22 protein-coding genes are annotated in these 19,937 nt (G+C 65.9%); 9 read left to right on the top strand and 13 right to left on the bottom strand.

Annotated features, from left to right (window positions below):
- Window positions 1–103: 103 nt before the first annotated feature.
- Window positions 104–940, top strand: coding sequence for a methyltransferase domain-containing protein (locus tag C3Y92_RS06900; RefSeq protein ID WP_129351028.1), 837 nt, complete (start codon window positions 104–106; stop codon window positions 938–940).
- 106 nt (window positions 941–1,046) lie between these two features.
- On the opposite strand, the gene C3Y92_RS06895 is transcribed toward C3Y92_RS06900, so the two are convergent.
- Window positions 1,047–1,886 (bottom strand): hypothetical protein, encoded by an 840-nt coding sequence (locus tag C3Y92_RS06895; protein WP_235669638.1) that lies wholly within the window; start codon window positions 1,884–1,886, stop codon window positions 1,047–1,049.
- Between C3Y92_RS06895 and C3Y92_RS06890 the strand changes: the two genes are divergently transcribed.
- A complete protein-coding gene (locus tag C3Y92_RS06890; RefSeq protein WP_015861725.1) occupies window positions 1,885–2,439 on the top strand; it encodes a hypothetical protein in 555 nt (184 codons plus the stop codon). The two genes, C3Y92_RS06895 and C3Y92_RS06890, sit on opposite strands and share 2 nt — an antisense overlap.
- A 228-nt stretch (window positions 2,440–2,667) precedes the next feature.
- Here the strand turns inward: C3Y92_RS06890 and thiE are convergent, their stop codons facing one another.
- The 9 genes from thiE to C3Y92_RS06845 all read right to left on the bottom strand — a co-directional run bounded on the left by thiE (window position 2,668) and on the right by C3Y92_RS06845 (window position 11,021).
- Entirely contained in the window at window positions 2,668–3,300 is a 633-nt protein-coding gene (thiE, locus tag C3Y92_RS06885; protein WP_129351022.1) for a thiamine phosphate synthase, read from the bottom strand.
- On the bottom strand, window positions 3,297–4,097 hold the full coding sequence (gene thiM / locus C3Y92_RS06880; RefSeq protein ID WP_129351019.1) for a hydroxyethylthiazole kinase: 801 nt from the start codon (window positions 4,095–4,097) through the stop codon (window positions 3,297–3,299). The genes thiE and thiM overlap by 4 nt, the downstream gene beginning before the upstream one ends.
- Window positions 4,098–4,399: 302 nt before the next feature.
- Window positions 4,400–5,782 (bottom strand): chromosomal replication initiator protein DnaA, encoded by a 1,383-nt coding sequence (locus C3Y92_RS06875; protein ID WP_129351015.1) that lies wholly within the window; start codon window positions 5,780–5,782, stop codon window positions 4,400–4,402.
- A gap of 504 nt (window positions 5,783–6,286) precedes the next feature.
- Window positions 6,287–7,033, bottom strand: a complete 747-nt coding sequence (gene thyX, locus C3Y92_RS06870; RefSeq protein WP_129351012.1) for an FAD-dependent thymidylate synthase — start codon at window positions 7,031–7,033, stop codon at window positions 6,287–6,289.
- Window positions 7,034–7,190: 157 nt separating this feature from the next.
- Complete coding sequence (gene ruvB, locus C3Y92_RS06865; protein WP_015861732.1) at window positions 7,191–8,192, bottom strand: Holliday junction branch migration DNA helicase RuvB; 1,002 nt, start codon at window positions 8,190–8,192, stop codon at window positions 7,191–7,193.
- A gap of 2 nt (window positions 8,193–8,194) precedes the next feature.
- Window positions 8,195–8,806 (bottom strand): Holliday junction branch migration protein RuvA, encoded by a 612-nt coding sequence (gene ruvA, locus C3Y92_RS06860; RefSeq protein ID WP_129351009.1) that lies wholly within the window; start codon window positions 8,804–8,806, stop codon window positions 8,195–8,197.
- A complete protein-coding gene (gene ruvC / locus C3Y92_RS06855; RefSeq protein ID WP_129351005.1) occupies window positions 8,803–9,312 on the bottom strand; it encodes a crossover junction endodeoxyribonuclease RuvC in 510 nt (169 codons plus the stop codon). Before ruvC ends, ruvA begins: the two co-directional genes overlap by 4 nt.
- A gap of 192 nt (window positions 9,313–9,504) precedes the next feature.
- Window positions 9,505–10,239, bottom strand: coding sequence for a YebC/PmpR family DNA-binding transcriptional regulator (locus tag C3Y92_RS06850; protein WP_129351003.1), 735 nt, complete (start codon window positions 10,237–10,239; stop codon window positions 9,505–9,507).
- A 140-nt stretch (window positions 10,240–10,379) separates the two neighbouring features.
- The gene (locus tag C3Y92_RS06845; RefSeq protein WP_129351000.1) at window positions 10,380–11,021 is read right to left on the bottom strand and encodes an RlmE family RNA methyltransferase; all 642 of its coding nucleotides are present in this window, start codon (window positions 11,019–11,021) and stop codon (window positions 10,380–10,382) included.
- Between the two features lie 55 nt (window positions 11,022–11,076).
- Here C3Y92_RS06845 and C3Y92_RS06840 point away from each other — a divergent pair, with 55 nt between their 5' ends.
- Window positions 11,077–12,591 carry a glycosyltransferase family protein gene (locus C3Y92_RS06840; RefSeq protein ID WP_129350997.1) on the top strand — a complete coding sequence of 505 codons (1,515 nt, stop codon included), beginning with the start codon at window positions 11,077–11,079 and terminating at the stop codon, window positions 12,589–12,591.
- A gap of 138 nt (window positions 12,592–12,729) precedes the next feature.
- Here C3Y92_RS06840 and C3Y92_RS06835 read toward each other — a convergent pair whose 3' ends face one another.
- The gene (locus tag C3Y92_RS06835) at window positions 12,730–13,131 is read right to left on the bottom strand and encodes an ImmA/IrrE family metallo-endopeptidase (RefSeq protein ID WP_129350994.1); all 402 of its coding nucleotides are present in this window, start codon (window positions 13,129–13,131) and stop codon (window positions 12,730–12,732) included.
- A 168-nt stretch (window positions 13,132–13,299) separates the two neighbouring features.
- Here C3Y92_RS06835 and C3Y92_RS06830 point away from each other — a divergent pair, with 168 nt between their 5' ends.
- Complete coding sequence (locus tag C3Y92_RS06830; protein WP_129350992.1) at window positions 13,300–13,734, top strand: PilZ domain-containing protein; 435 nt, start codon at window positions 13,300–13,302, stop codon at window positions 13,732–13,734.
- A gap of 108 nt (window positions 13,735–13,842) precedes the next feature.
- Window positions 13,843–14,007 (top strand): hypothetical protein, encoded by a 165-nt coding sequence (locus tag C3Y92_RS06825; protein ID WP_235669637.1) that lies wholly within the window; start codon window positions 13,843–13,845, stop codon window positions 14,005–14,007.
- 217 nt (window positions 14,008–14,224) lie between these two features.
- Here C3Y92_RS06825 and C3Y92_RS06820 read toward each other — a convergent pair whose 3' ends face one another.
- Together C3Y92_RS06820 and C3Y92_RS06815 are read right to left on the bottom strand one after the other, a co-directional pair.
- Window positions 14,225–14,896, bottom strand: a complete 672-nt coding sequence (locus C3Y92_RS06820; RefSeq protein ID WP_129350985.1) for a tetratricopeptide repeat protein — start codon at window positions 14,894–14,896, stop codon at window positions 14,225–14,227.
- A complete protein-coding gene (locus C3Y92_RS06815; RefSeq protein ID WP_129350982.1) occupies window positions 14,889–16,004 on the bottom strand; it encodes an AI-2E family transporter in 1,116 nt (371 codons plus the stop codon). The genes C3Y92_RS06820 and C3Y92_RS06815 overlap by 8 nt, the downstream gene beginning before the upstream one ends.
- A gap of 180 nt (window positions 16,005–16,184) precedes the next feature.
- Here C3Y92_RS06815 and C3Y92_RS06810 point away from each other — a divergent pair, with 180 nt between their 5' ends.
- The 4 genes from C3Y92_RS06810 to C3Y92_RS06795 all read left to right on the top strand — a co-directional run bounded on the left by C3Y92_RS06810 (window position 16,185) and on the right by C3Y92_RS06795 (window position 19,810).
- Window positions 16,185–17,318, top strand: coding sequence for a pyridoxal phosphate-dependent aminotransferase (locus C3Y92_RS06810; protein WP_129350979.1), 1,134 nt, complete (start codon window positions 16,185–16,187; stop codon window positions 17,316–17,318).
- Between the two features lie 137 nt (window positions 17,319–17,455).
- Window positions 17,456–18,196, top strand: a complete 741-nt coding sequence (locus tag C3Y92_RS06805) for a basic amino acid ABC transporter substrate-binding protein (RefSeq protein ID WP_129350976.1) — start codon at window positions 17,456–17,458, stop codon at window positions 18,194–18,196.
- A 74-nt stretch (window positions 18,197–18,270) separates the two neighbouring features.
- The gene (locus C3Y92_RS06800; protein WP_129350973.1) at window positions 18,271–19,083 is read left to right on the top strand and encodes an amino acid ABC transporter permease; all 813 of its coding nucleotides are present in this window, start codon (window positions 18,271–18,273) and stop codon (window positions 19,081–19,083) included.
- The gene (locus C3Y92_RS06795; protein ID WP_129350970.1) at window positions 19,070–19,810 is read left to right on the top strand and encodes an amino acid ABC transporter ATP-binding protein; all 741 of its coding nucleotides are present in this window, start codon (window positions 19,070–19,072) and stop codon (window positions 19,808–19,810) included. Before C3Y92_RS06800 ends, C3Y92_RS06795 begins: the two co-directional genes overlap by 14 nt.
- Window positions 19,811–19,937: the final 127 nt, after the last annotated feature.

The following is a 19,937-nucleotide window of genomic DNA, read 5'->3' as shown; positions in this document are numbered from 1 at the left end:
GCGTCCGCGAAAAGCGCATATGGTGTTTTGTAGTCAACGCCCTAAAACCATTTATTTTTCTTAAAAAATACTATCGTATTCTTTAAGGGACGCGACACTAGCCATGAGCGACTATCTGGCCACGGGATTCGCCGGCTGCGACCGGACGACCGATCCCGACGTTTTCGTGCGCTGCCTGCGCTATCTCGCCGCCGCCCCGGGCATGCGGGCCATCAAGGACGAGAGCCTGGCCTGGCTGGACCTTGCCCCGGGCGACGCCGCCCTGGACCTGGGCTGCGGCCTGGGCGGGGAAGCGGCGGCCATGGCTCGTGGCGTCGCGCCGTCCGGTCTGGCCGTGGGTCTGGACGCCAGCCGGGTGATGCTGGCCCGGGCGGCCCTTGAAGCCGGACAAGCCGCCGTGCGCCCGGTCTTCGTGGCCGGCGACGGCGCGCACCTGCCCTTTGGCGAGGGGGTGTTCGCCGGTTGCCGGGTGGAGCGCACCCTGCAACATGTGCCTGTCCCGGGCGCGGCGCTGGCCGAGATGGCCCGGGTGACGCGGCCGGGAGGGGTGGTCGTGGCCGTGGAGCCGGACTGGGGCGCCTTCGTGGTGGATTCCAGCCACAGGGCCGTGGCCCGGCGGCTGGCGGATTTTTGGTGCGACAGCTTCCGCTGCGGCTGGATCGGCCGAGGGCTTGGCCGTCTGCTGGCCGAGGCGGGGCTGGAGGAAATCGAGGTGGTCGGGCGGTCGCTTGTACTGCGCGAACTGGCTGCGGCCGAGGCGGTCTACAGCCTGTCCGACACGGCCGACCGGGCCGTGGCCGCTGGGGCGCTGCCCCAGGGCGCGGCGGGGTCGTTTCTGACGGAACTGCGCCGCCGCGACGCGGCCGGCACGTTTTTTTCGAGCCTCACCTTCTTCCTGGCCCGGGGCCGCAAGCCCCGGACCTCGTGTCGCGTCCCTTAAAAAATACGATAGTATTTAAATAAAAATCAATTACTCTAGCGAGTTAACCACAAAAATCCATATACGCTTTTCGAGGACGCGGCACGAGGCCGGCCCGGCTGCCCGGCTATTTGGGCAAGGGCGCGGCCACCAGCAAAATCCACTTCTCGCCAAAGGTCTTTTCGGCAAAAGCCTTGCGAAAGGCGGCCATGCCGGCCGGCTCGGACAGGCTCAGCTCATGGCTGCCCCGGCCCGGGGTGGCGTGGGCGAAGCGGACCTTGCCCGAGGCGTCGCGGTAGAGGATGCCGACGTGGTAGTAGTAAAGCCGCCCCTTGATCTCCTTGCTCAGCGCCGCGTAAGCGACCTCGCCTGCAGCGAGCCTGGGCAGCACGGCGGCCCAGGCGGCTGCGTCGTGCAAGGGAAAGCCGCGAAACCGGGCCGCGTCCACGGCCTCGGGAGCCGGCGGCAGGCCCGGGCCGGGCACAAGCAGCCGACGAGGCAGGCCGTCGGTGACGTTTAAGAGCAGGTCGTAGCCAAAATCCCAGTCCTCGCCGGCCGCCGCGCCCGGGCCGGAATCGCCCTTGCGGTCGCGGCGCATGGCGTCCAGGGGCAAAGGACGGCCCAGGATGCCCCGGGAGGCCGTGACCACGAAGCCGCTGCAATTGAGTCCGCGATCCGGGAAGGTTCTGGACTGGTCGGCAAACAGAGTATGGCGGCCGGCGGGATCATCCACGCCGTCGTCGCGGTAGGGCGTGCCGAGAAGCGGGGCCACGGCGGCGGACGGCGCGGCGGCCACGGCGGCGTCAAAGCCGCAACAGACGGCCAAAGCGACGGCCAGCACGGCCAGGATCGTTTGACCGCGCGGCAAAAGCCGCGTAACATCCATAAGATAATCGGGCCGCAAGGACTGGGGCCGTTTCCCGGACAAGGCCGGAACACCACGGAAGTTGCTCAGGAGGCGGAGCATGAAGTTTACCATTGAGATCAAGGGTTTCGGTCAGCGCATTTTCTATTCCTACATCGAGAAGGAAGTGGTGCGCGAGGCCCGCGAAGCCAACCGGGAACGCTACATCGAATACATCTACCACGGCGTGGACAACAATCTCCACTCTTCGGGCGAGGATCTGCTGGAAAGCAACCGCCCTGTGGTCTACATTATTGTCAATGAAAAAGAAAAACTCCGGGTGAGCCTAAGCAAGATCAATTGCGAGGTCAAGAGCTACCCGGCCAAGAAGATTTTCCAGCCCTACGTCAAAAACAATCTGCTGTACTGCTTCGGCTACAATGAAGAATACATCCACACGTATTCCTTCAGCGACGTCGAAGAGATCGACATCGACAAGATCACCGCCCGCATCGTGGAGACGGAGATCCCCAAGACTATCGAAAACAACGTCTGGCTGCAAAAAGTCATCCACATCGAAAGCATGCTCTACGACGGCAAGGAGATCAAGCGCGAGGAGTTCCTGTCGCGCCCCATGGGCACCAACCTCGGGCCGGTCATCATCGATCTGGAGTAAGCGCCGCCTGTCGGCGATGCGTAAAAAGCCCGGCCCAGCGCCGGGCTTTTTTGTTTGGGGCCTGCGGCCCCAGTCGTCGGCGCAACGGCGTTTCCGGCCAAATCCAGTTGATGCCTCCCTGCCGGCCAGAGAACCAATTCATGCCGAAAACCCTAGCTACATTTTTTCCATGCGGGGGGTCCGGGGGCCTCAGGCCCCCGGCCGCCAAGGCATTCTTCATTCTTCTCCTCACCTCCCCTCGGCGATAGCCCGCAGCTCCCTGGCGGCGGCTTCGGGGTCCGGGGCGGCGCAGATGGCCGACACCACGGCCAGCCCGGCCGCGCCGGCGGCCATGACCGCGGCCGCGTTGGCCGCTGTCACCGCGCCGATGGCCACCACCGGCACTTCGGCCAGGGCGATCATGCGGGCCAGACCATCGAGGCCCTGGGGCGCGCCGGCGTCCTTCTTGGTGGCCGTGGCGAAAACCGGCCCGGCACCGAGGTAATCGACCGGCTCCCCCCGGGCGGCGAGGGTCTCGTCCTCGCCGGTGACGGACAGGCCGAGGATACGCTGGGAGCCGATGAGCGCGCGCACGTCGGCCGGGCGCATGTCGTCCTGGCCCACGTGAACGCCGTCGGCGTCGCAGGCCAGGGCCACGTCCACCCGGTCGTTGATGACGAGCCTGGCCCCAAGGGGACGCACAAGGCCCACCAGCGCCCGGGCCAGTTCCACGAACTCCCGGGTGCAGGCGTTTTTCTCGCGCAGCTGCACAAGCTTCGCCCCGCCGGCCACGGCCCGGCCGACGACATCAAGCAGATCGCGCCCGGCAAGGCATCCCCGGTCCGTGACCAGATACAGGGTTGGATCGAAGTCCGGCTTCATGCGCTCACCCGCGCCCCGGCCGCGATCTCGGCTTCGGTGAGGTTGAAGACCACATCCAGGAAGCGCACGGCCAGGCTGCCCGGACCGGCCACGCCGGCGGCGGCCAGGCGGCCGGCGGCGGCCATGACGGCCATGGCGTGGCCGGTGGCGGCGAAAAAGTCCGGATTGACGGCCAAAAACGCGCCCACAAAGGCCGTGGCCGTGCAGCCAAGGCCCGTGACCCGGGTCATCATGGCATGCCCCCCGGCCAGCTCCACCACGCGCTCGCCGTCGGTTATAACATCCACCTCGCCGCTGACGCACACCGTGCAACCCAGGGACCGGGCCAGGGCCACGGCGGCCGGCGCGGCCTCGCGGCTGGCGTGCTGGCTGTCGGCGCCCTTGGAAAGGGCGGCCTCGCCGGCCAGGGCGAGGATCTCCGAGGCATTGCCCCGAATAGCGGCCAAGCGCACGGTTTCCAGCATCCGCCCGGCCACTTCGCGCCGACGCGTGGTGACGCCAGCGGCCACGGGATCAAAGACCACGGGCACGCCGGCAGCGTTTGCGGCTTCTCCGGCAGCCAGCATGGCCTCGATATTTTCCCCACCCGGGGTGCCCATGTTGCACACCAGCGCCCCGGCCAGGGCGGCCAGTTCGGCGGCGTCGGCCGGATGGTGGGTCATGGCCGGCGAGGCTCCCAGGGCCAGCAAGGCGTTGGCCGTGACGTTGGTAACGACGTTATTGGTGATGTTGACGACCAGCGGCGCGTTTTGACGGATGCGGGCAAGATCGGCGAAGACGGCTGCGGCGAACGGCATGGCGATGTCCCGAGAGGTTGGAGTTGGCAAAAATCGACTGGTTTGGGGATAGCCCGAGGCGGCTTCCTTGGCAACGGGCGGCGGTCGATGCGCCGGGAAACGCGGGTCGGGCAAAAAAAGACGGGCGTCGAACTTGCGTCCGACGCCCGCCCGGCCAATGGCGGCCTCCCCCTAGCTGGCGAGTGGTAACCGTGTGTGAGACTGCCTGCCGGCTCCACGGGGCGTAACCGGGTATGCCGGTCGCCGGAGTTTGCGGCAGGACTGCCCGTGATGGGGGCCTGGCTGGGAAATTGTGACGATGCTCATCCCCGCATCTGCTCGATGGTGCGCTCCAGCTCGCGCCCAAGCGGGGTTTTGAGCGACAGATGCCGCTCCAGGGCGGTGATGCCCTTGACCACCGTGGAATGGCGGCGATTAAACTGCACGCCGATGTCGGCCAGCGACAGGTCGGTGTGCTGCCGGGCCAGCAGGAAGGCCGTGTTGCGGGCCAGGACGTACTGGCGCTTGCGCGACTTGGACTTGAGCTGGTCGGGCGAAAGGCGGTAGACGTCGCAGACGTAGGACACGATGTCGTCCAGGCTGACCGGGGCCTGAGCCACGTCATAGTGGCGCAGCACGTCCCAGGCCAGGTCCACGGAAATGCGGCAATTGAGGAGCTTGGCCTTGAGCACGAGGTTTTGCAGGCAGCTCTCCAGTTGGCGCACATCCGAGGGCAGCTTGTCGGCCAGGAGCGTGGACACTTCCTCGGGCAAAAGCACCTGGTGCACGGCGGCCTTGCGGGCCAGGATGCGGCGGCGCATGTCCAGGTCGGGCTTGTCGATGACGGCCAAAAAGCCCGAGTTGATGCGCGACAACAGCTGGCTGTCCAGGCCCGAAAGCTCCTTGGGCAAAAAGGAGCTCGTAAAGACCAGACGGCAGCCCCGGGCGTTGAGGGCTTTTAAGGTATTGAGCAGCTCGTCCTGGATGCGCGGCTTGTCGCGGAAAAAATGAACGTCCTCCAAGAGCAGGACATCGACGTTTTCCCGGAAGGCGGCCTTGAACTGCTCAACCTGCTTGGTCTTGATGGCCATGACCAGCCGATTGGCGAACTCCTCGGCCGAGAGATAGGCGACCCGGGGCTGGCGTCCGGGCTGGCCGCCGAGGATGCGGCGTCCCATGGCCTGGATGAGGTGGGTCTTGCCCAGGCCCGGAGCCGAGCTGATAAAAAGCTGCTCCGCCGACAAGGACAGGTCGCAGATGCCCTTGCTCGCGGCGTAAGCCATCTCGTTGGACGGGCCGACCACGAACTCGTCGTAGCTGAAGCGGAACCGGTCGGCCAAAGCCGGCGGGGCGCTGGGGGCCACGGGCAGGGTCAAGGGCGCGGCCACGGGCCGAGGGCCGGCCGGGCGTTGTCCTGGCTGGCGACGCGGGCGGCCGGAGGCGGACGGGGCAGCAATAGGGGCGGCGGTTGCCCCGGCTTCGACCACGAACACCTGGGGACGCGCGCCCATGGCCACGGCGGCGGCCTCGGCAATGGAATCGCTCAGTCGTTCGCGCACCCAGGCGGCCACAAAGGCGTTGGGGGCGACAAGTTCCAGCGCGCCATCACAGGCCCGGGCCGCGAGGGGCTTGATCCAGAGGTTGAACAGTCCGGGGCTCAGGGTCTTTTCGAGCAGTTGTTTGGTTTGTGACCAAATCGTTTCCATGGCGCGCACACTACGGCCGGTCCGTGGCCGGGCAAAGGACGATTAGGGTTCGCTTTCCGGGGCGCGACGCTTTGGTTCTCTACAGCGCAACCGGCTGGAAATTCGTTGATTTCTCGCCAACCCCCGTGAAACGTGGGCTTTCGGGGCAGCCCTTGAAGCCGCATGGCGCAAGGGTTTCCCGGCAAAGGGCCACATTATGCACACCTGTGAAAGTGTTTTCCACAACCATTAACGTCATTATCTCTACTTATGTCACTTGAAGTCTAAATATTTCGTCTTCCAACAGGCCACTTTTTGGTTGACCACCGCCAAAACCCGCTCGGCCCTTACCTTTGCCGGTCGTCAACAGGTTTCGGCAACATGCACACGACACGAACAACCATACAATTTTATTTAGAAAAAAACTTTCTCCCGCTTTTCCCGCCTTTTTGCGGGCACAACGAAAAAGCCCGCCGTTGGCACGGCGGGCTTCAAAATCAGACAAGGAAAGCCGGATTTCAGGAATTAGGCGGAATGGGAACCGATTTGCCCGAGTCTGGGATAACGGCCGCAGGTGAAGCGCTCGGCCTCGGGACAGTAGCCAAGCCGCTCGCAGCGCGCCCCGGCCCCGGCAAAGATCACGGACAGGGCTTGGCGGCACTGGTCCAGCATGGCCAGGGCCATGGCCCGGATCTCCCACTGGGCCCGGGTGCAACAGCGCAGCTCGAAAAAGTGCAAAAGCGACCGGCAGTTCATGGTCACGACCACCTTGGTCTCGCAGGCGTTGGGCAACACGAACCGGGCGTCCTCGTTGGCCTTGTCGCCGCGTCCGTGGCTGGCCAGGATCTCCTGCAGCTCGGCATACGCCGCCCCGGCCTGCTCCATGGCCGCCTCGTACCGCGCCCGGGCCTCGGGAATGGCCGCGATCTGGGGCGGCAGCACGTAATCAAAGCCCAGGGCGTCCACATAGCGCTGGGACTGCTGGGAATAGCTGGCGATGCGGTGGCGCACGAGCTGATGGGACAACGCCCGGGACACGCCGGAGACGGCAAAGGTGAACGATACGTGCTCAATGGGCGATTCGTGGCCGGACTCCAGTATCCGGGCCACAAAAGCGGCCTGCTTGTCCGGGGCGATGTCGCCGGACAGCAGGCGCGGCCACAGGTCGGCCACGTCGCCGGCATGGTAGCACTGCCGAAAAGCGGCATAGATCAGGGCCAACGCGTCGGGGGTATGGGCCAGTAATGTCACGGCAAGCCGAGTCGGCGGCATGTTGCGTCCTTGGTGGTGGTGTGGGTTCGGAGTTGCGTAGAGGTGTAGGGAAAAAGCCTCCGGCGGCCAAAGGGCTGCCGCCCTTTGGAATCCCGCATCGGGGCCGGCCTTGGCGGGATGGTGGTCCCGAAAAATTGTATTTTCAAGGGACGTGGCGCTAGCCCAATTTCCCCTTGATATGGGCATAGGCCTTGGCCGTGGCCACCCGGCCGCGCGGGGTGCGCTTAATAAGCCCGCACTGGATGAGATACGGCTCGTAGATCTCCTCCAGGGTGCGCACCTCTTCGCTTAGGGCCACGGCCAGGGTTTTCACCCCCACCGGCCCGCCTTCATAATGATGGATGAGGGTCTCCAAAATCTTGCGGTCCATCATGTCCAGGCCATGGGGATCGACGTCCAGGCGAGCCAGGGCCTTGGCGGCCAACTCGCCGTCCAGGGTTTGCGCCCCGGCCACCACCGCGAAATCGCGCACCCGACGCAGCAGCCGGCCGGCGATGCGCGGCGTGCCCCGGGAGCGCTGGCCAATGGCCAAGGCCCCGTCCGGGGTGATGGCGATGCCGAGAATGCCGGCCGCCCGGGTGACGATGCGGGCCAGCTCGTCAGGGCCGTAAAATTCTAGGCGAAAAATGACGCCAAAGCGGTCGCGCAGGGGCGAAGTGAGTAGCCCCAGGCGGGTGGTGGCCCCGACCAGGGTGAAGGGTTCGAGGTCGATGCGCACGGTGCGCGCCCCCGGCCCCTGGCCGATGATGAGGTCGAGCTTGAAATCCTCCATGGCCGGGTAGAGGATTTCCTCCACCGCCGCCGGCATCCGGTGGATTTCATCAATAAAGAGGATGTCGCCCCGGCGCAGGTTGGTGACGATGGCGGCCAGGTCGCCGCAGCGTTCCAGGACCGGGCCGGTGGTCTGGACCAGATTGACGCCGAGTTCCGAGGCCATGATCTGGGCCAGGGTGGTCTTGCCCAGGCCCGGCGGGCCGTAGAGCAGGCTGTGGTCCAGGGTGCGGCCCTGCTCCAGGGCGGCGCGCAGGAAGACCTTGAGGTTGGCGCGCAGGTCGTCCTGGCCGATGAAATCGGCCAGGCGCGACGGCCGGATGGTGTCGTCGGGCGAGGGAGCGGCCGGGATGAGCCCCTCGGGCGGACAGAAATCCTTGTCGTCCATGCTCATGACTGCTTGGCCGCAGCCAGCCGTTTGAGGGCCTGGCGCAGGGCGGCGGCCACGTCGAGGTCGGGTTCGGCCTCCAGGACCTCGGCCGCGACCTGCCGGGCCTCGGGTTCGGGATAGCCGAGGTTGGTCAGCCCGGCCACGACGTCGCCGGCCACACCGCCGGGGATCGGAACCGACGGGGCCAGCCCGGCCGCCGGGGCGCGGCCTTCGAGCTTGTAGGACAGCTCGATAAAGATGCGCTGGGCGCTTTTCTTGCCGATGCCCGGCACCCGCACCAGGGCCTCGGCGTCGCCGGAGGCCACCACGCGCAGCAGATCGTCGGCGGTAAAATGCGACAGGATGGCCAGGGCCGTGCGCGGGCCGAGCTTGGAGATGCCAATCAGCGTGCGGAAAGTCTCGCGGTCGTCGAGGGAGGCGAAGCCGAAGAGTTCCAGGGCGTCCTCGCGCACCACGGTATGGACGAAAAGCGAAACCTGGCCGCCCGGGGCCGGCAGCGCGGCGGCTACGGGCGTTGGCATCTCCAGTTCGTAGCCCACGCCGCCCGGGGTGAGCACGATGGCAAACCGGTCGCGCCGGGCCACGACCCGGCCTTCGAGATAGCCGATCATCTGGCCCCGCACAGGCGGGTCAGCCGCCGTTGATTGAGGTGGCACACGGCCGCGGCCAGGGCGTCGGTGGCGTCCACGGCGAAAGTTTCCCGGCATGCCAGCACCCGCGCCACCATGAAGGCCACCTGGGACTTCTCGGCCCGTCCCGTGCCCACCAGGCTTTGCTTGATTACGGTCGGTTCGTAGGAATGGACGCTAAGGCCAGCCACGGCGCAGGCGGCCAGGGCCGCGCCCCGGGCCTGGCCGAGCTTGAGGGCCGTGGCGGCGTTTTTGGAGACAAACACGTTTTCCACCGAGACCTCGGCCGGGCCGTGGCGGTTGATGAGTTCGGCCACGGCGGTAAAGATGACGCCCAGGCGGCTGGGGAAATCGGGCTGGCTGGTCGTTCGCACCACGCCGGCGTCAACCAGTTCGAGCACGCCCGAGCGTTCGCGCACCAGGCCATAGCCCGTGGCCCGCGAGCCGGGATCGAGTCCCAGGATGATGCCGTCGCCGGTGTTTGCCATGCCGTGGTCTACCGTTTTCGCCAAAGAGAAGAAAGCCCCCAGGGCTTCAAACACGAACCGGGAGGCTAACCCTCCCGGTTCCTGAACATTCACCGTCCCACAGCCAGCTCCCCCCACCCTTTTTCCCAAGTGGGGGGTCCGGGGGCCTCAGGCCCCCGGCCGCCGGAGCCTCTTCATCTTCTCTCTCCCCGCCTACCCAAACATCTCGTCGGGCAGATCGGCGTTGGAGTGGACCTTTTGCACGTCTTCGTTGTCTTCGAGCATATCGATGAGTTTCAGCAGCTTCTGACCGGCTTCCAGGTCCAGGGCCACCATGTTGGCCGGCACCATGGCCACTTCGGCGTCCTCGGAGACCATGCCGGCGGCTTCGAAGGCGGCACGCAGGGGCTCGAAATCGGCCGGGGCGCAGTGCACTTCCCAGACCTCGCCTTCGTCCATGATTTCCTCGGCCCCGTGTTCCAGGCCCACTTCCATGAGCTGGTCTTCGGTGAAGCTCTTGGGGAAGGAGAAGACGCCCTTTTGGGAGAACATCCAGGACACGCAGCCGGATTCGCCCATGGCTCCGCCGCCCTTGGACAGCAGGTGGCGCACTTCGGCCACGGTACGGTTGCGGTTGTCAGTGGCCGCTTCGACGAGGATGGCGACGCCGCCCGGGCCGTAGCCTTCGTAGAGGACTTCTTCCAGGTTTTCGCCGGCCAGCTCGCCAGTACCCTTTTTGATGGCCTGATCGATCTTGTCCTTGGGCAGATTCACGGCCTTGGCGGCGGCGATGGCGGACTTCAGGCGCTGGTTGAGCGCCGTGTCGGCCCCGCCGGCCCGGGCGGCCAGCATGAGTTCCTTGGTCACCTTGGTGAAAAACTTGCTCTTCTTGGCGTCCTGCACCGACTTGCGGGCCTGGATGTTGTGCCATTTGCTATGTCCGGCCATGGTTCCTCCTGGAAAAAGTCTCGGGGGTTAGCCCGTGTATGTATTCTGTTGTTGTCGACGGTCCGGGTGGTCCCGGTCCGCTGCCGCCCCAAGGGGCGAGGGTTGGCCCCTTGGTCGCGCCTCTTAATAATGAAGCGCGGCTAGTCGTTTGGCGGCAAGGGCGAGGGGGCGGGGTCGTCGGGCTGGCCCACGGGGGCAGTGAAGCCCGTGGCCACGAAGAAGATTTCCTTGCTCTCGGCCCGGGAGCTTTTGGGCTTGGCCACCCGCACGGCGGAAAAAAACTGGCGCAGCCCCTTCTGGAAGGCCGGCGAATCCGGCCCCTGGAAGATCTTGACCACAAACGCGCCGCCGGGCTTAAGGCGCTCCACGGCCACGGACAGGGCCGCCTCGCACAGCTCCAACGATCTGGCCTGGTCGGTGAACTTGTGGCCGATGGTCTTGGGGGCCATGTCGCTTAAAACGACGTCAAAGGGGCCGAAACGCTCGAAGGCCTCGGTGATTTCCGGCCCGGGTTCGAGCATGTCGCCGATAAGGTAGGTGACGTTGCCCGGAAAGGCGGTGCCGGCGGGGTTGAGGTCGATGGCGAGCACCCGGCCGGACGGCCCCACCCGCTTGGCGGCGTAGAGGGTCCAGGAGCCGGGGCAGGCCCCGAGATCGAGGATGGCCGCGCCGGGGGCAAGCAGGCGCGATTGTTTTTCGATCTCCTCAAGCTTATAGACGGAACGCGCCGGATAGTTATCCTGCTTGGCCTTGTTGAAATAGTGGTCGCGGTACGTTTTCATGACGGGCAACCCGGATACCGTTTACCGGACAAGCTTTCAAGGAAAAGACGCCGCCATGGCCCACATGGACCGCCCAAACCGCGCCGTGGTCATCGACGAGACCGGCGCGCGCCGCACCCTGGCCGCCGGGGAAGCCGCTTTCGAGGCCCTGACGGCGGGCGGAAAGCCGCTTTTTTTGGGCCTGGGTCCCGATCCGGGCGTCGCCGCCGCCCTGGCCGGCGGGCAGCCGGCCGACTGGCTCGAATGCCCGGCCTTCGAGGCCGCCATGGGGCCGGACTGGCTGGCGCGTCTTCCGGCCGGCTGGCGACGCCTGACCCCGGGCGATCTGTCGCCCGGGCGCGTCCGGGCCGCCCGCCTGATTCGCTATCGCCAAAATAGCCGGCTCTTTCCGTCATTCTGGGGGCCGGCCCTGGCCCGGGTCCAACTGGCCCTGCTCCCCGGGCCGGACCGGGCCGCGCGCAGCTCCGGCGTCATCCTGCCGCGTCCGCCCAAGGGCTTGCTGGAGCCGGAAATCGCCCGGGCGTTGACGGCCCTTGGCCGGCCGGCCGTCGACATCGCCCCCGAAGCCTGCCCGGCCGCCCTGGCTGCGCTGCTGTCCAGCCAGACGCCGTCCGCTCTGCTCTCCATAAACGGCGCCGGCCTGGATGACGAGGGAATTTCCGCCGCCCTTTTGGCCGAGGCCGGCGTGCCCCTGGCCATCTGGTTCGTGGACAACCCATTCCATATAGTGGGCCGGTTTCGCGGCGGCTTCTGGAAACGCGCGCTGCTGGCCGTCACCGACGACAGCTTTATCGAACCGTTGCGACAACTTGGAGCCGACCGGACCCTGCATCTGCCGCTTGGGGCCAGCGCCCATTTCCTTGCGGCCACGCCCGCGCCGGGGCTGGCCGACCGGGCGGTCTTTGTCGGGCGCAGCGCCTTTGCCGGACGCGACGCCTTTTTTGCCGGCTGCCGGCTGCCGGACGGGCTGACGGACACGGCCCGGGCCATGGTCGCGGACGGCGGCCGGCCGGACTACTTCTGGTGGACGCAAAAACTGGGTTCCGGGCCGCTGTGGCCTGGCAAGGCCGGCCGCGCCGCCGGGCTGGGGGCCGAGACGGCCTCCCTGGCCCTGCGGGCCGGGGCCCTTGCCGCCGTGGCCGGGGCCGCGCCGCTGGTCGTTTACGGCGACGAAGGCTGGCGCGAGCTTTTGCCCGAAGACGTATCCCTGCGTCCGCCGGTGGATTACTTCGGCGCGCTGCCGGGCCTCTACGCCGGGGCCGGGGTGACGCTAAACGCTACCAGCCTGCTTTTGCCCCGAGGGCTGACCCAGCGCCATTTCGACGTCTGGGCGGCCGGCGGCTGCCTTATCACCGACGCGACTCCGGGCCTGGAACTGTTCCCGGCCGCTCTGACCGACCCCGTCCGCTACGCTTCTCCTAGGCAGGCCGGACAGCTTGCCGTCAGCCTGCTGGCACAGCCCCATCGCCGGGCCGATCTGGCCGCCGCCTGGCGGGAGGCCATCGCCGCCGGGCACCGCTACGAACACCGTCTGGCCGCCCTGCTCAACCGGCTGGCCGCCGACGTCTGACAGGAGGCCGGCCTCTGTCGGCGACGGCGAAAACCCGTTTTGGCTGCGACGCCAAGCCATTGTCCAAGACCTTGAACACGTTCCGTCGTGCCCGCCCAGGGCGGCCCTGGGCGATTTGCGCCAGAAAAGGACAGGCTCCTATTTGACCGGCAGCCGCCAGGACGGATCGTAGCGCCCCTGCCGGGGCCGGCGCGAAGTTCCGCCGTGCAGCCCCCGGCGCACGAAATAGAGCAGGCGTTTGCTGAATTTGGCCGCCCAGGCGTCGCAGGCCTTGTCCTGACGGATGCGCTCGACCAGATTTTCGGCTCCGCCAGGCAGGCGCTCGCGCCGGGCTATGCGCCGCCGCAGGGCGTAATGCCCAAGCTCGTCCACCAAAATCATGGTCTTGCGGAAGTCCCGAATCGAACGGTTGACGTAAATATGGTAGCGGCCGTCGCGAAACAGCAAAAAACCCCAGCTATCAATGTCATCGACCTCGGTGACCACGAGATCGTCGCGTTTGCCGGCCATTTCCATGAGTCTGGCCAGTAGGCCTGCCATAGGCGCTCCTTTGCCGGCGCGGGGCCGACCTTCCATGGATAAGCCTTGCAGCCGGGCCGTCAAGACGCGGGCGGCCCGGGGCGACGCTTGTGCGGCCAACGATGGCATGATAACCATTTTCAGGCAATTGATTGTCCCGTAACGGCCAGACGTGACCAAGGCCCGACCATGGCGCTCCTCGAATACCGAAACTGCCCCCACTGCGGCCATTCGACCTGGCAGGAGTTCACTCCCCTGGCCGATGCCGACAGCTCCTACTGGCGCTGCCGCGACTGCGGCGACCGGCGCGCCGCCAAGCGCGTGCGCATCGACGAAACCGCCCTGCTCCACCGGGGCCGCCTGCAAACCGCCACGGCCTGCGCCGACGTGCTCATCCGCGACCTCAGCCGCGACGGGGCCAGGCTTTGCCTGGACGAGGACATGCCCATCGAACTGGCCGTGGATCAGGCCGTGTCGTTCAACCCCCAGCTCCAGCCCTTCGGCGAACTGGCCCAATACATCCCCAGCGTGGTGCGCTGGATCAAGGGCCTGGAATTCGGCCTGCTCTTCGCCCGCCCCCTGGCCATTTCGTCCGGCGACATCCGCCGCATCGTCAAGAACTGAGCCCCGTCCCGCCCCCTTGGGCCGTTGCCTCCGCTCCGCCAAGGGCGTATGCTGGATCAGGCCGGAATCCTCCGGCCTTCCCTCAACCCAGGCGCGGCGCGGTTAGCGATGGACTACGAAAAGATTCGGCACGCGGCAAAGACCGGCGACAAGATCCTCGAACTGGCCGTCTCCATCGGCCTCGATCCGGCCCGCCACACCATCCAGGAACTGGCCGACAGGCTGCTGGCCAAGGCCCTGGCCGAAAGCGGCGCGGACGCGCCGTGTAAATAAGCGGAGAGGAAGAGGAAGATGCCTTGGCGGCCGGGGGCCTGAGCCCCCCGGACCCCCCATCCGAAAAAAAGGGGGGGCTTGGCGGGCAGCGGCGCGCCTCTTGGGAAAGACGAGAGTTTTGGGAGAAACAGCCTGTCCGTAGGCGGCCAGGCAATCCCTACGGATTATTGAGGGACGCGTTTCGCAGGAAGAAACCCGCCGCCGGCGCGGCGAGGCATCAACCGCCCCGGCGCGGGGCGGCGGCTGGCGCAGGCGCGGGCGGCGTCTTGCGCGGCGTCCAGGCGTTGACCATGGCCTGCATGGAATCGATCTGGCGTTTATTGAGCGTGGCCCCGATCTGGTCGCGCAGGGCCTGGGCCGCGCTTTTGTCCTCGGCCGGCGTGTCTGGAGCGGCCACGGCCAAAAGCGTCCAGAAATAGGCCTTGACCGGATTGGCCTCCACGCCCTTGCCGTAAAGCTGCAAGGTGGCCAGCAGATATTGCGCCCCGCCCTTGCCGCCCTGGGCCGCCTCGGTGAGCTGCTTGACGGCTTCCTCGAAATTCTGGGGCACGCCCTGGCCGTAGTAATAGAGCTTACCCAGACAGTACTGGGCCTCGGGGCTGCCGGCGGCGGCCGCCTTGCGGAACCATTCCGCCGCCTTGGCATAGTCCTGGGCCACGCCCTGGCCCATATAATACATGGCCGCGATCTGGTTTTGCAGGGTCACGTCGCCGGCCGTGGCCAGGGGCAAAAACTCCTCGAAAGCCCGGGGATAATTGCCTTCGCGCCAGGCGGCGCGTCCTTCCTCCAGGCCGGCCCGGGCTACGGCGGACAATCCCAAGGCCGCCCAGGCCACGCTGGCGGCGCAGCCAAAAGCCAAAGCCCCCTTGCCGAAAGGCTTCCTAGCCACGCCCACCCTCCTTGACCGCCTCCGTGGGACAGGCCGGACATGGCGCGGCCTCGGCCTTGCCGGTCTCAAGGTCCTGGCCGAGGATGACGTAGCGGAAGATGAACACCGACACCGGCACGCCAAGCACCATGCCCCACAACCCGAAAAGCTTGTGGCCCACATAGAGGATGATCAGCGTCACCAGGGGGCTGATCTTGAACATGGCGGCCACGATGCGGGGGTTTAATATGTAGGTCTCGATGGTGTGGACCACGATGATCATGACAATGGCCCACAGGGCGTGGCTGGGGCCTACGCTGTTGACGGCCACGAGCACGATGGGGGCCGAGGAGATAAACGTCCCGAGGACCGGGATGAGGCCGCAAAAAAAGACCACCGTGGAGAGCAGCCCCACCGGCTGGATGCCCATCAGGTACATGCCCAGGGCGGTCAGCACCGTGTTGACCCCGGCGATCATTATCTGGGCGCGAAACCCCATGCCCACCACCACGGCGAAACGCACCACGCTGCGGGCGGTGACGTCGTAGATGTCGCGCAGCCGCGAATCGCGAAGCGAGATGGTCCTGGCGCGCAGCTTGGGGAAGTCGAGCATGATGAGGAAGCTAAAAAGCGTGCCGAGCAGAAAAGTCGAAACGTAGGTGGTGATCTGGTTGAGCGAATTGACGGCCAGGGCGAAAAGTGTTTCGGCCTTGACCCCGACCAGGGCTTCCAGGGCCAGGTAATCCTTGACCTTGGAGATGGGCGCGGCCATGTCCGGGGCCAGCCAGGCCCACTGGTCGAGATGCTTGCGCAGGGTCTCCAGGGTGTCGGGGAGCTTTTTGAGGAAGGCGGTGGACTCGGCCCCGATCTTGGGCACCACCGAACTGATGATGGTCAGCACCACGGCCAGAAAAACGAGATAGACCGCCGTGGTCCAAAGCGCCCGTGGCCAGCGCGTCCTGGCGGCCAGCTTTTCGATGGGGCCGCCAAACAGGAAGCACAGGATGTAGGTGGTGAAAACCAGCCCGAAAAGGCCGTAGTAACTCGTCAGCCACACCAGACCGAAAAAGGCCGCCCAAATGGCCAGGGTCTTGTTGGTGCGCAGGATCTGGGCAATGTCGAATGCCATAGGTTCGTTCCGGTAACATAATCGAAAGCCGGCGACAATCGCGGACAGGCGGCGGCGGCGCGGCAAACGTGCGCCGGCCCGGACGCCGCAAGCATCTTGCCGGTTGCCCCGAACATGCGTATGACCCCTTGTCCCTTTTTCCCAGGGACCCTATCCTCACTGCAAAAGGACCGCAACGCCGTGCAACTCCCTCCCTTTCGCCTGGAGCGGTTTTTCGCCCGCCACGAGTTTACCGCCCCGCATCTTTTGTGCTGTTCCGACGGCGAGTCGCTGTCCGTCGGGGAACTGCTCGATCTCGTCCCTGGCGCGGCCGACGGACTGTCCCGGGTCCACCTGGGCTACACCGAATCCAAGGGCGCGCCGGCCCTGCGCCAGGCCGTGGCCGACCTCTACGAGACCGCCCAACCCGACGACGTCTTGGTCCACGTCGGGGCGGAGGAAGCCATCTTCACCTTCATGGCCGCGACCCTTGCCCCTGGCGACTCGGTGGTGGTGGTCGATCCCCGCTACCAGTCCCTGGCCGACGTGGCCCAAAGCCTTGGCGCGCGCGTCCTGCCCTGGCGTCTGGACCCCGACCGGGACTTTGCCCCGGACCTCGGCGAACTGACGTCCCTGCTGGCCGAGCCGGCGGTCAAGGCCTTGGTGGTGAATTTCCCCCATAATCCCACCGGCTATCTGCCCTCGCCCGAGGATTTCGCGGCCATCCTGGCGGCGGCCGCCGCGCGCGGGGTGCGCGTTTTTTCCGACGAGGTCTACCGCTTTTCCGAGGCCGAGGGCGTCGCCCCCCTGCCCGCCGCCTGCGACATCGATCCCCGGGCCGTGTCGCTGGGGGTGTTGTCCAAGTCCTACGGCCTGGCCGGGCTTCGGGTGGGCTGGGCGGCCTGCCGCGACCGGGACCTGCTCGCCCGCATGGCCTCGGTCAAGGACTACCTGTCCATCTGCGGCTCGGCCCCGTCGGAATACCTGGCGACCTGCGCCCTGGCCGCCGGGGACCAGCTTCTTGCCCGCATGGCCGGCATCCTGGAGCCCAATCGGCGCGTCCTGACCAAGTTCTTCACGTCTCGGGCCGATCTGTTTCATTTCACGGCCCCGCGCGGCGGCCTGACCGCCTTCCCGGCCTTGCGCCAAGGGTCGGCCGACGCCTTCTGCCAAGCGCTGCTCGAAGCAACCGGCGTGCTGCTCCTGCCCGGCAGCCTCTACGGCGAAAGCTGGGCCAAACATTTTCGCATCGGCTTTGGCCGGGTCGATTTCCGGAAAAATTGCGAACGCCTGGCCGGGTTTTGCCAAAATTGGAACCCCGCCCAAGGCTCCTGACAGGGGCCAAGCTCCCGGTTTTCCAGCGGCCGAGTCTTGAATTTTGTTGAAGATTCGGCCACAAGAGCGTGACAAAGTTACCCGGCGTTAAGGGTACGTGCCCTTTTTTCGTTTAACCGCAGCCACAGGAGTGTTCCATGGTCAAAAAACTCGTCCTGACCCTCGCGCTTGTCGCCATGACGGCCTCCCCGACCCTGGCCAAAACCATCGTCTTCGCCACCGACGCAACCTGGCCGCCCATGGAGTTCGTGAACGCCGACAAGAAGATCACGGGCCTTGCCGTCGATCTCATGGAAGCCGCCGGCAAGGAAGCCGGGTTCACCCCGGAATTCAAGGCCGTGGCCTGGGACGGCATCTTCGCCGGTCTGGCCGCCGGCAAGTACGACGCCATCTGCTCCTCGGTCACCATCACCGACGAGCGCAAAAACACCATGGACTTCTCCACCCCCTACATGAAGGTGCGCCAGGCTCTGGTCATCCCCAAGAAGTCCGCCGCCAAGTGCATCGAGGACCTCAAGGGCAAGACCCTGGGCGCCCAGATCAGCACCACAGGCCACTTTGCCGTCAAAAAGACCGAAGGCGTGAAGGACAAGTCCTACGACGAAGTCGGCCTGGCCTTCGAAGACCTGTACAACGGCCGCATCGACGGCGTGGTCTGCGATGATCCGGTCGCCAAGCTGTATGCCCTGAAAAAGGACAACTACAAGGACGCGCTGAAGATCGCCTGCATCATCCCGGCCGACGACGAACTGTACGGCGTGGCCGTGCAGAAGGGCAACAAGGAGACCCTGGAGCTCATCAACAAGGGTCTGGCCGCCGTCACGGCCAAGGGTCTGGACAAGGAAATCCTCAAGAAATGGCTCGGCACGGCCGAGTAGGCCCGACCGGTTAACCGTCTCCGTCCGCCGGCCGCCCACGCGGGGCCGGCGGACGCGCCGCGTGGAAGTGCCGCATGAAACACCAAGGCAAGTGCGTCGTCGAAGAAACCCAGCCCATCGTCATTGACGTCGGCGACGGGGCCGCCATCCCCAAACCTTCCGACAAAGGGCTGGTCTCGGCCTGGTGGCTGTCGTTCATCGGCGCGCTGGTGACCCTGGGCTGCCTGCTCTATTTCAAGCCTGATCCGTATTTGCGGATTTTCAAATTCATCCCGGACGGCATCCTGGTCACCTTCCAGGTCACCGTCAGCGCCATCGCGCTGGCCCTGGTCATCGGACTCATCACCGGCTTGGGGCGCATCTCGCGCAACAAGTACATCAACCTCGTGGCCTCCACCTATGTCGAGGTGGTGCGCGGGGTGCCGCTTCTGGTGCAGCTTTTCTACATCTACTACGCCCTTGGGCGCGTGGTGCACGTGCCGGACCTGCTGGCCGCGGTCATCTCCATGAGCGTGTGCTACGGGGCCTACATGGGCGAGGTGTTCCGGGCCGGCATCACGGCCATCGCCGTGGGCCAGACCGAGGCCGCCCGGTCGCTGGGCTTCACCCGGTCCCAGACCATGTACTACGTGATCCTGCCCCAGGCCTGGCGCACCATTTTGCCGCCGGTCGGCAACGAATTCATCGCGCTGTTAAAGGACACCTCCCTGGTCTCCATCCTGGGCGTGGCCGATCTGCTGCGCCGGGGCCGCGAGTTCGCCTCGGAATCGTTTCTGTATTTCGAGACGTTCACCATGGTGGCCGTGGTCTACCTGATCATCACCCTGATTCTCTCCAAACTGGTGAGTTTCATGGAGGAGCGTCTGTCGCACCATGTCAAACGATAGCCCCATCATCCGCATATCGGACGTCAGCAAGTATTTCGACGACGTGGCCGCGCTGTCCCACGTGAGCCTGGACGTGGCCCCCGGCGAAAAGGTCGTCATCATCGGCCCCAGCGGCTCGGGCAAATCCACGTTGCTGCGCACCATCAACCGCCTGGAAGACATCAGCTCGGGCAAGATCGTGGTGGACGGCTTCGATCTCGACGACAAGTCCGTGGACATCAACAAGGTGCGCATGGAAGTAGGCATGGTGTTCCAGAGCTTCAACCTGTTCCCGCACAAGACGGTTCTGGAAAACATCACCCTGGCTCCTATCAAGCTCAAGGGCATGGAGAAAGCCGACGCCGACGCCATGGCCAGCCGGCTGCTGGAAAAAGTCGGCATCCTGGAGAAGGCCGACGTCTATCCGGCCAAGCTCTCGGGCGGCCAGCAGCAGCGCGTGGCCATCGCCCGGGCCCTGGCCATGAGCCCCAAGATCATGCTCTTTGACGAGCCGACCTCGGCCCTGGACCCGGAGATGATCGGCGAAGTGCTCGACGTCATGGTGAAGCTTGCCCGTGAAGGCATGACCATGGTGTGCGTCACCCACGAAATGGGGTTTGCCCGGGAAGTGGCCGACCGCATCGTTTTCATGGACGAGGGGCAGATTCTGGAAATCGCCACGCCCGAGCAGTTTTACAGCAACCCCCAGCATCCGCGCACCCAGAAATTCCTGGAGCAGATTTTGTAGCTTGCCGCGCCCGCCGGACGCGAAAAAGCCGCCCGGGCAGACGCCGGGCGGCTTTTTATTATCGGGGGGTCCGGGGGCCTCAGGCCCCCGGCCGCCGGAGGCATCCCCCCTCTTCTCCACATCCCCG

Origin of the sequence: Solidesulfovibrio carbinolicus, from assembly GCF_004135975.1 — a bacterium.
Taxonomy (GTDB): domain Bacteria; phylum Desulfobacterota; class Desulfovibrionia; order Desulfovibrionales; family Desulfovibrionaceae; genus Solidesulfovibrio; species Solidesulfovibrio carbinolicus.
Note: the sequence above shows the minus strand (reverse complement) of the source record. Positions and strands in the feature narration are given on the sequence as shown.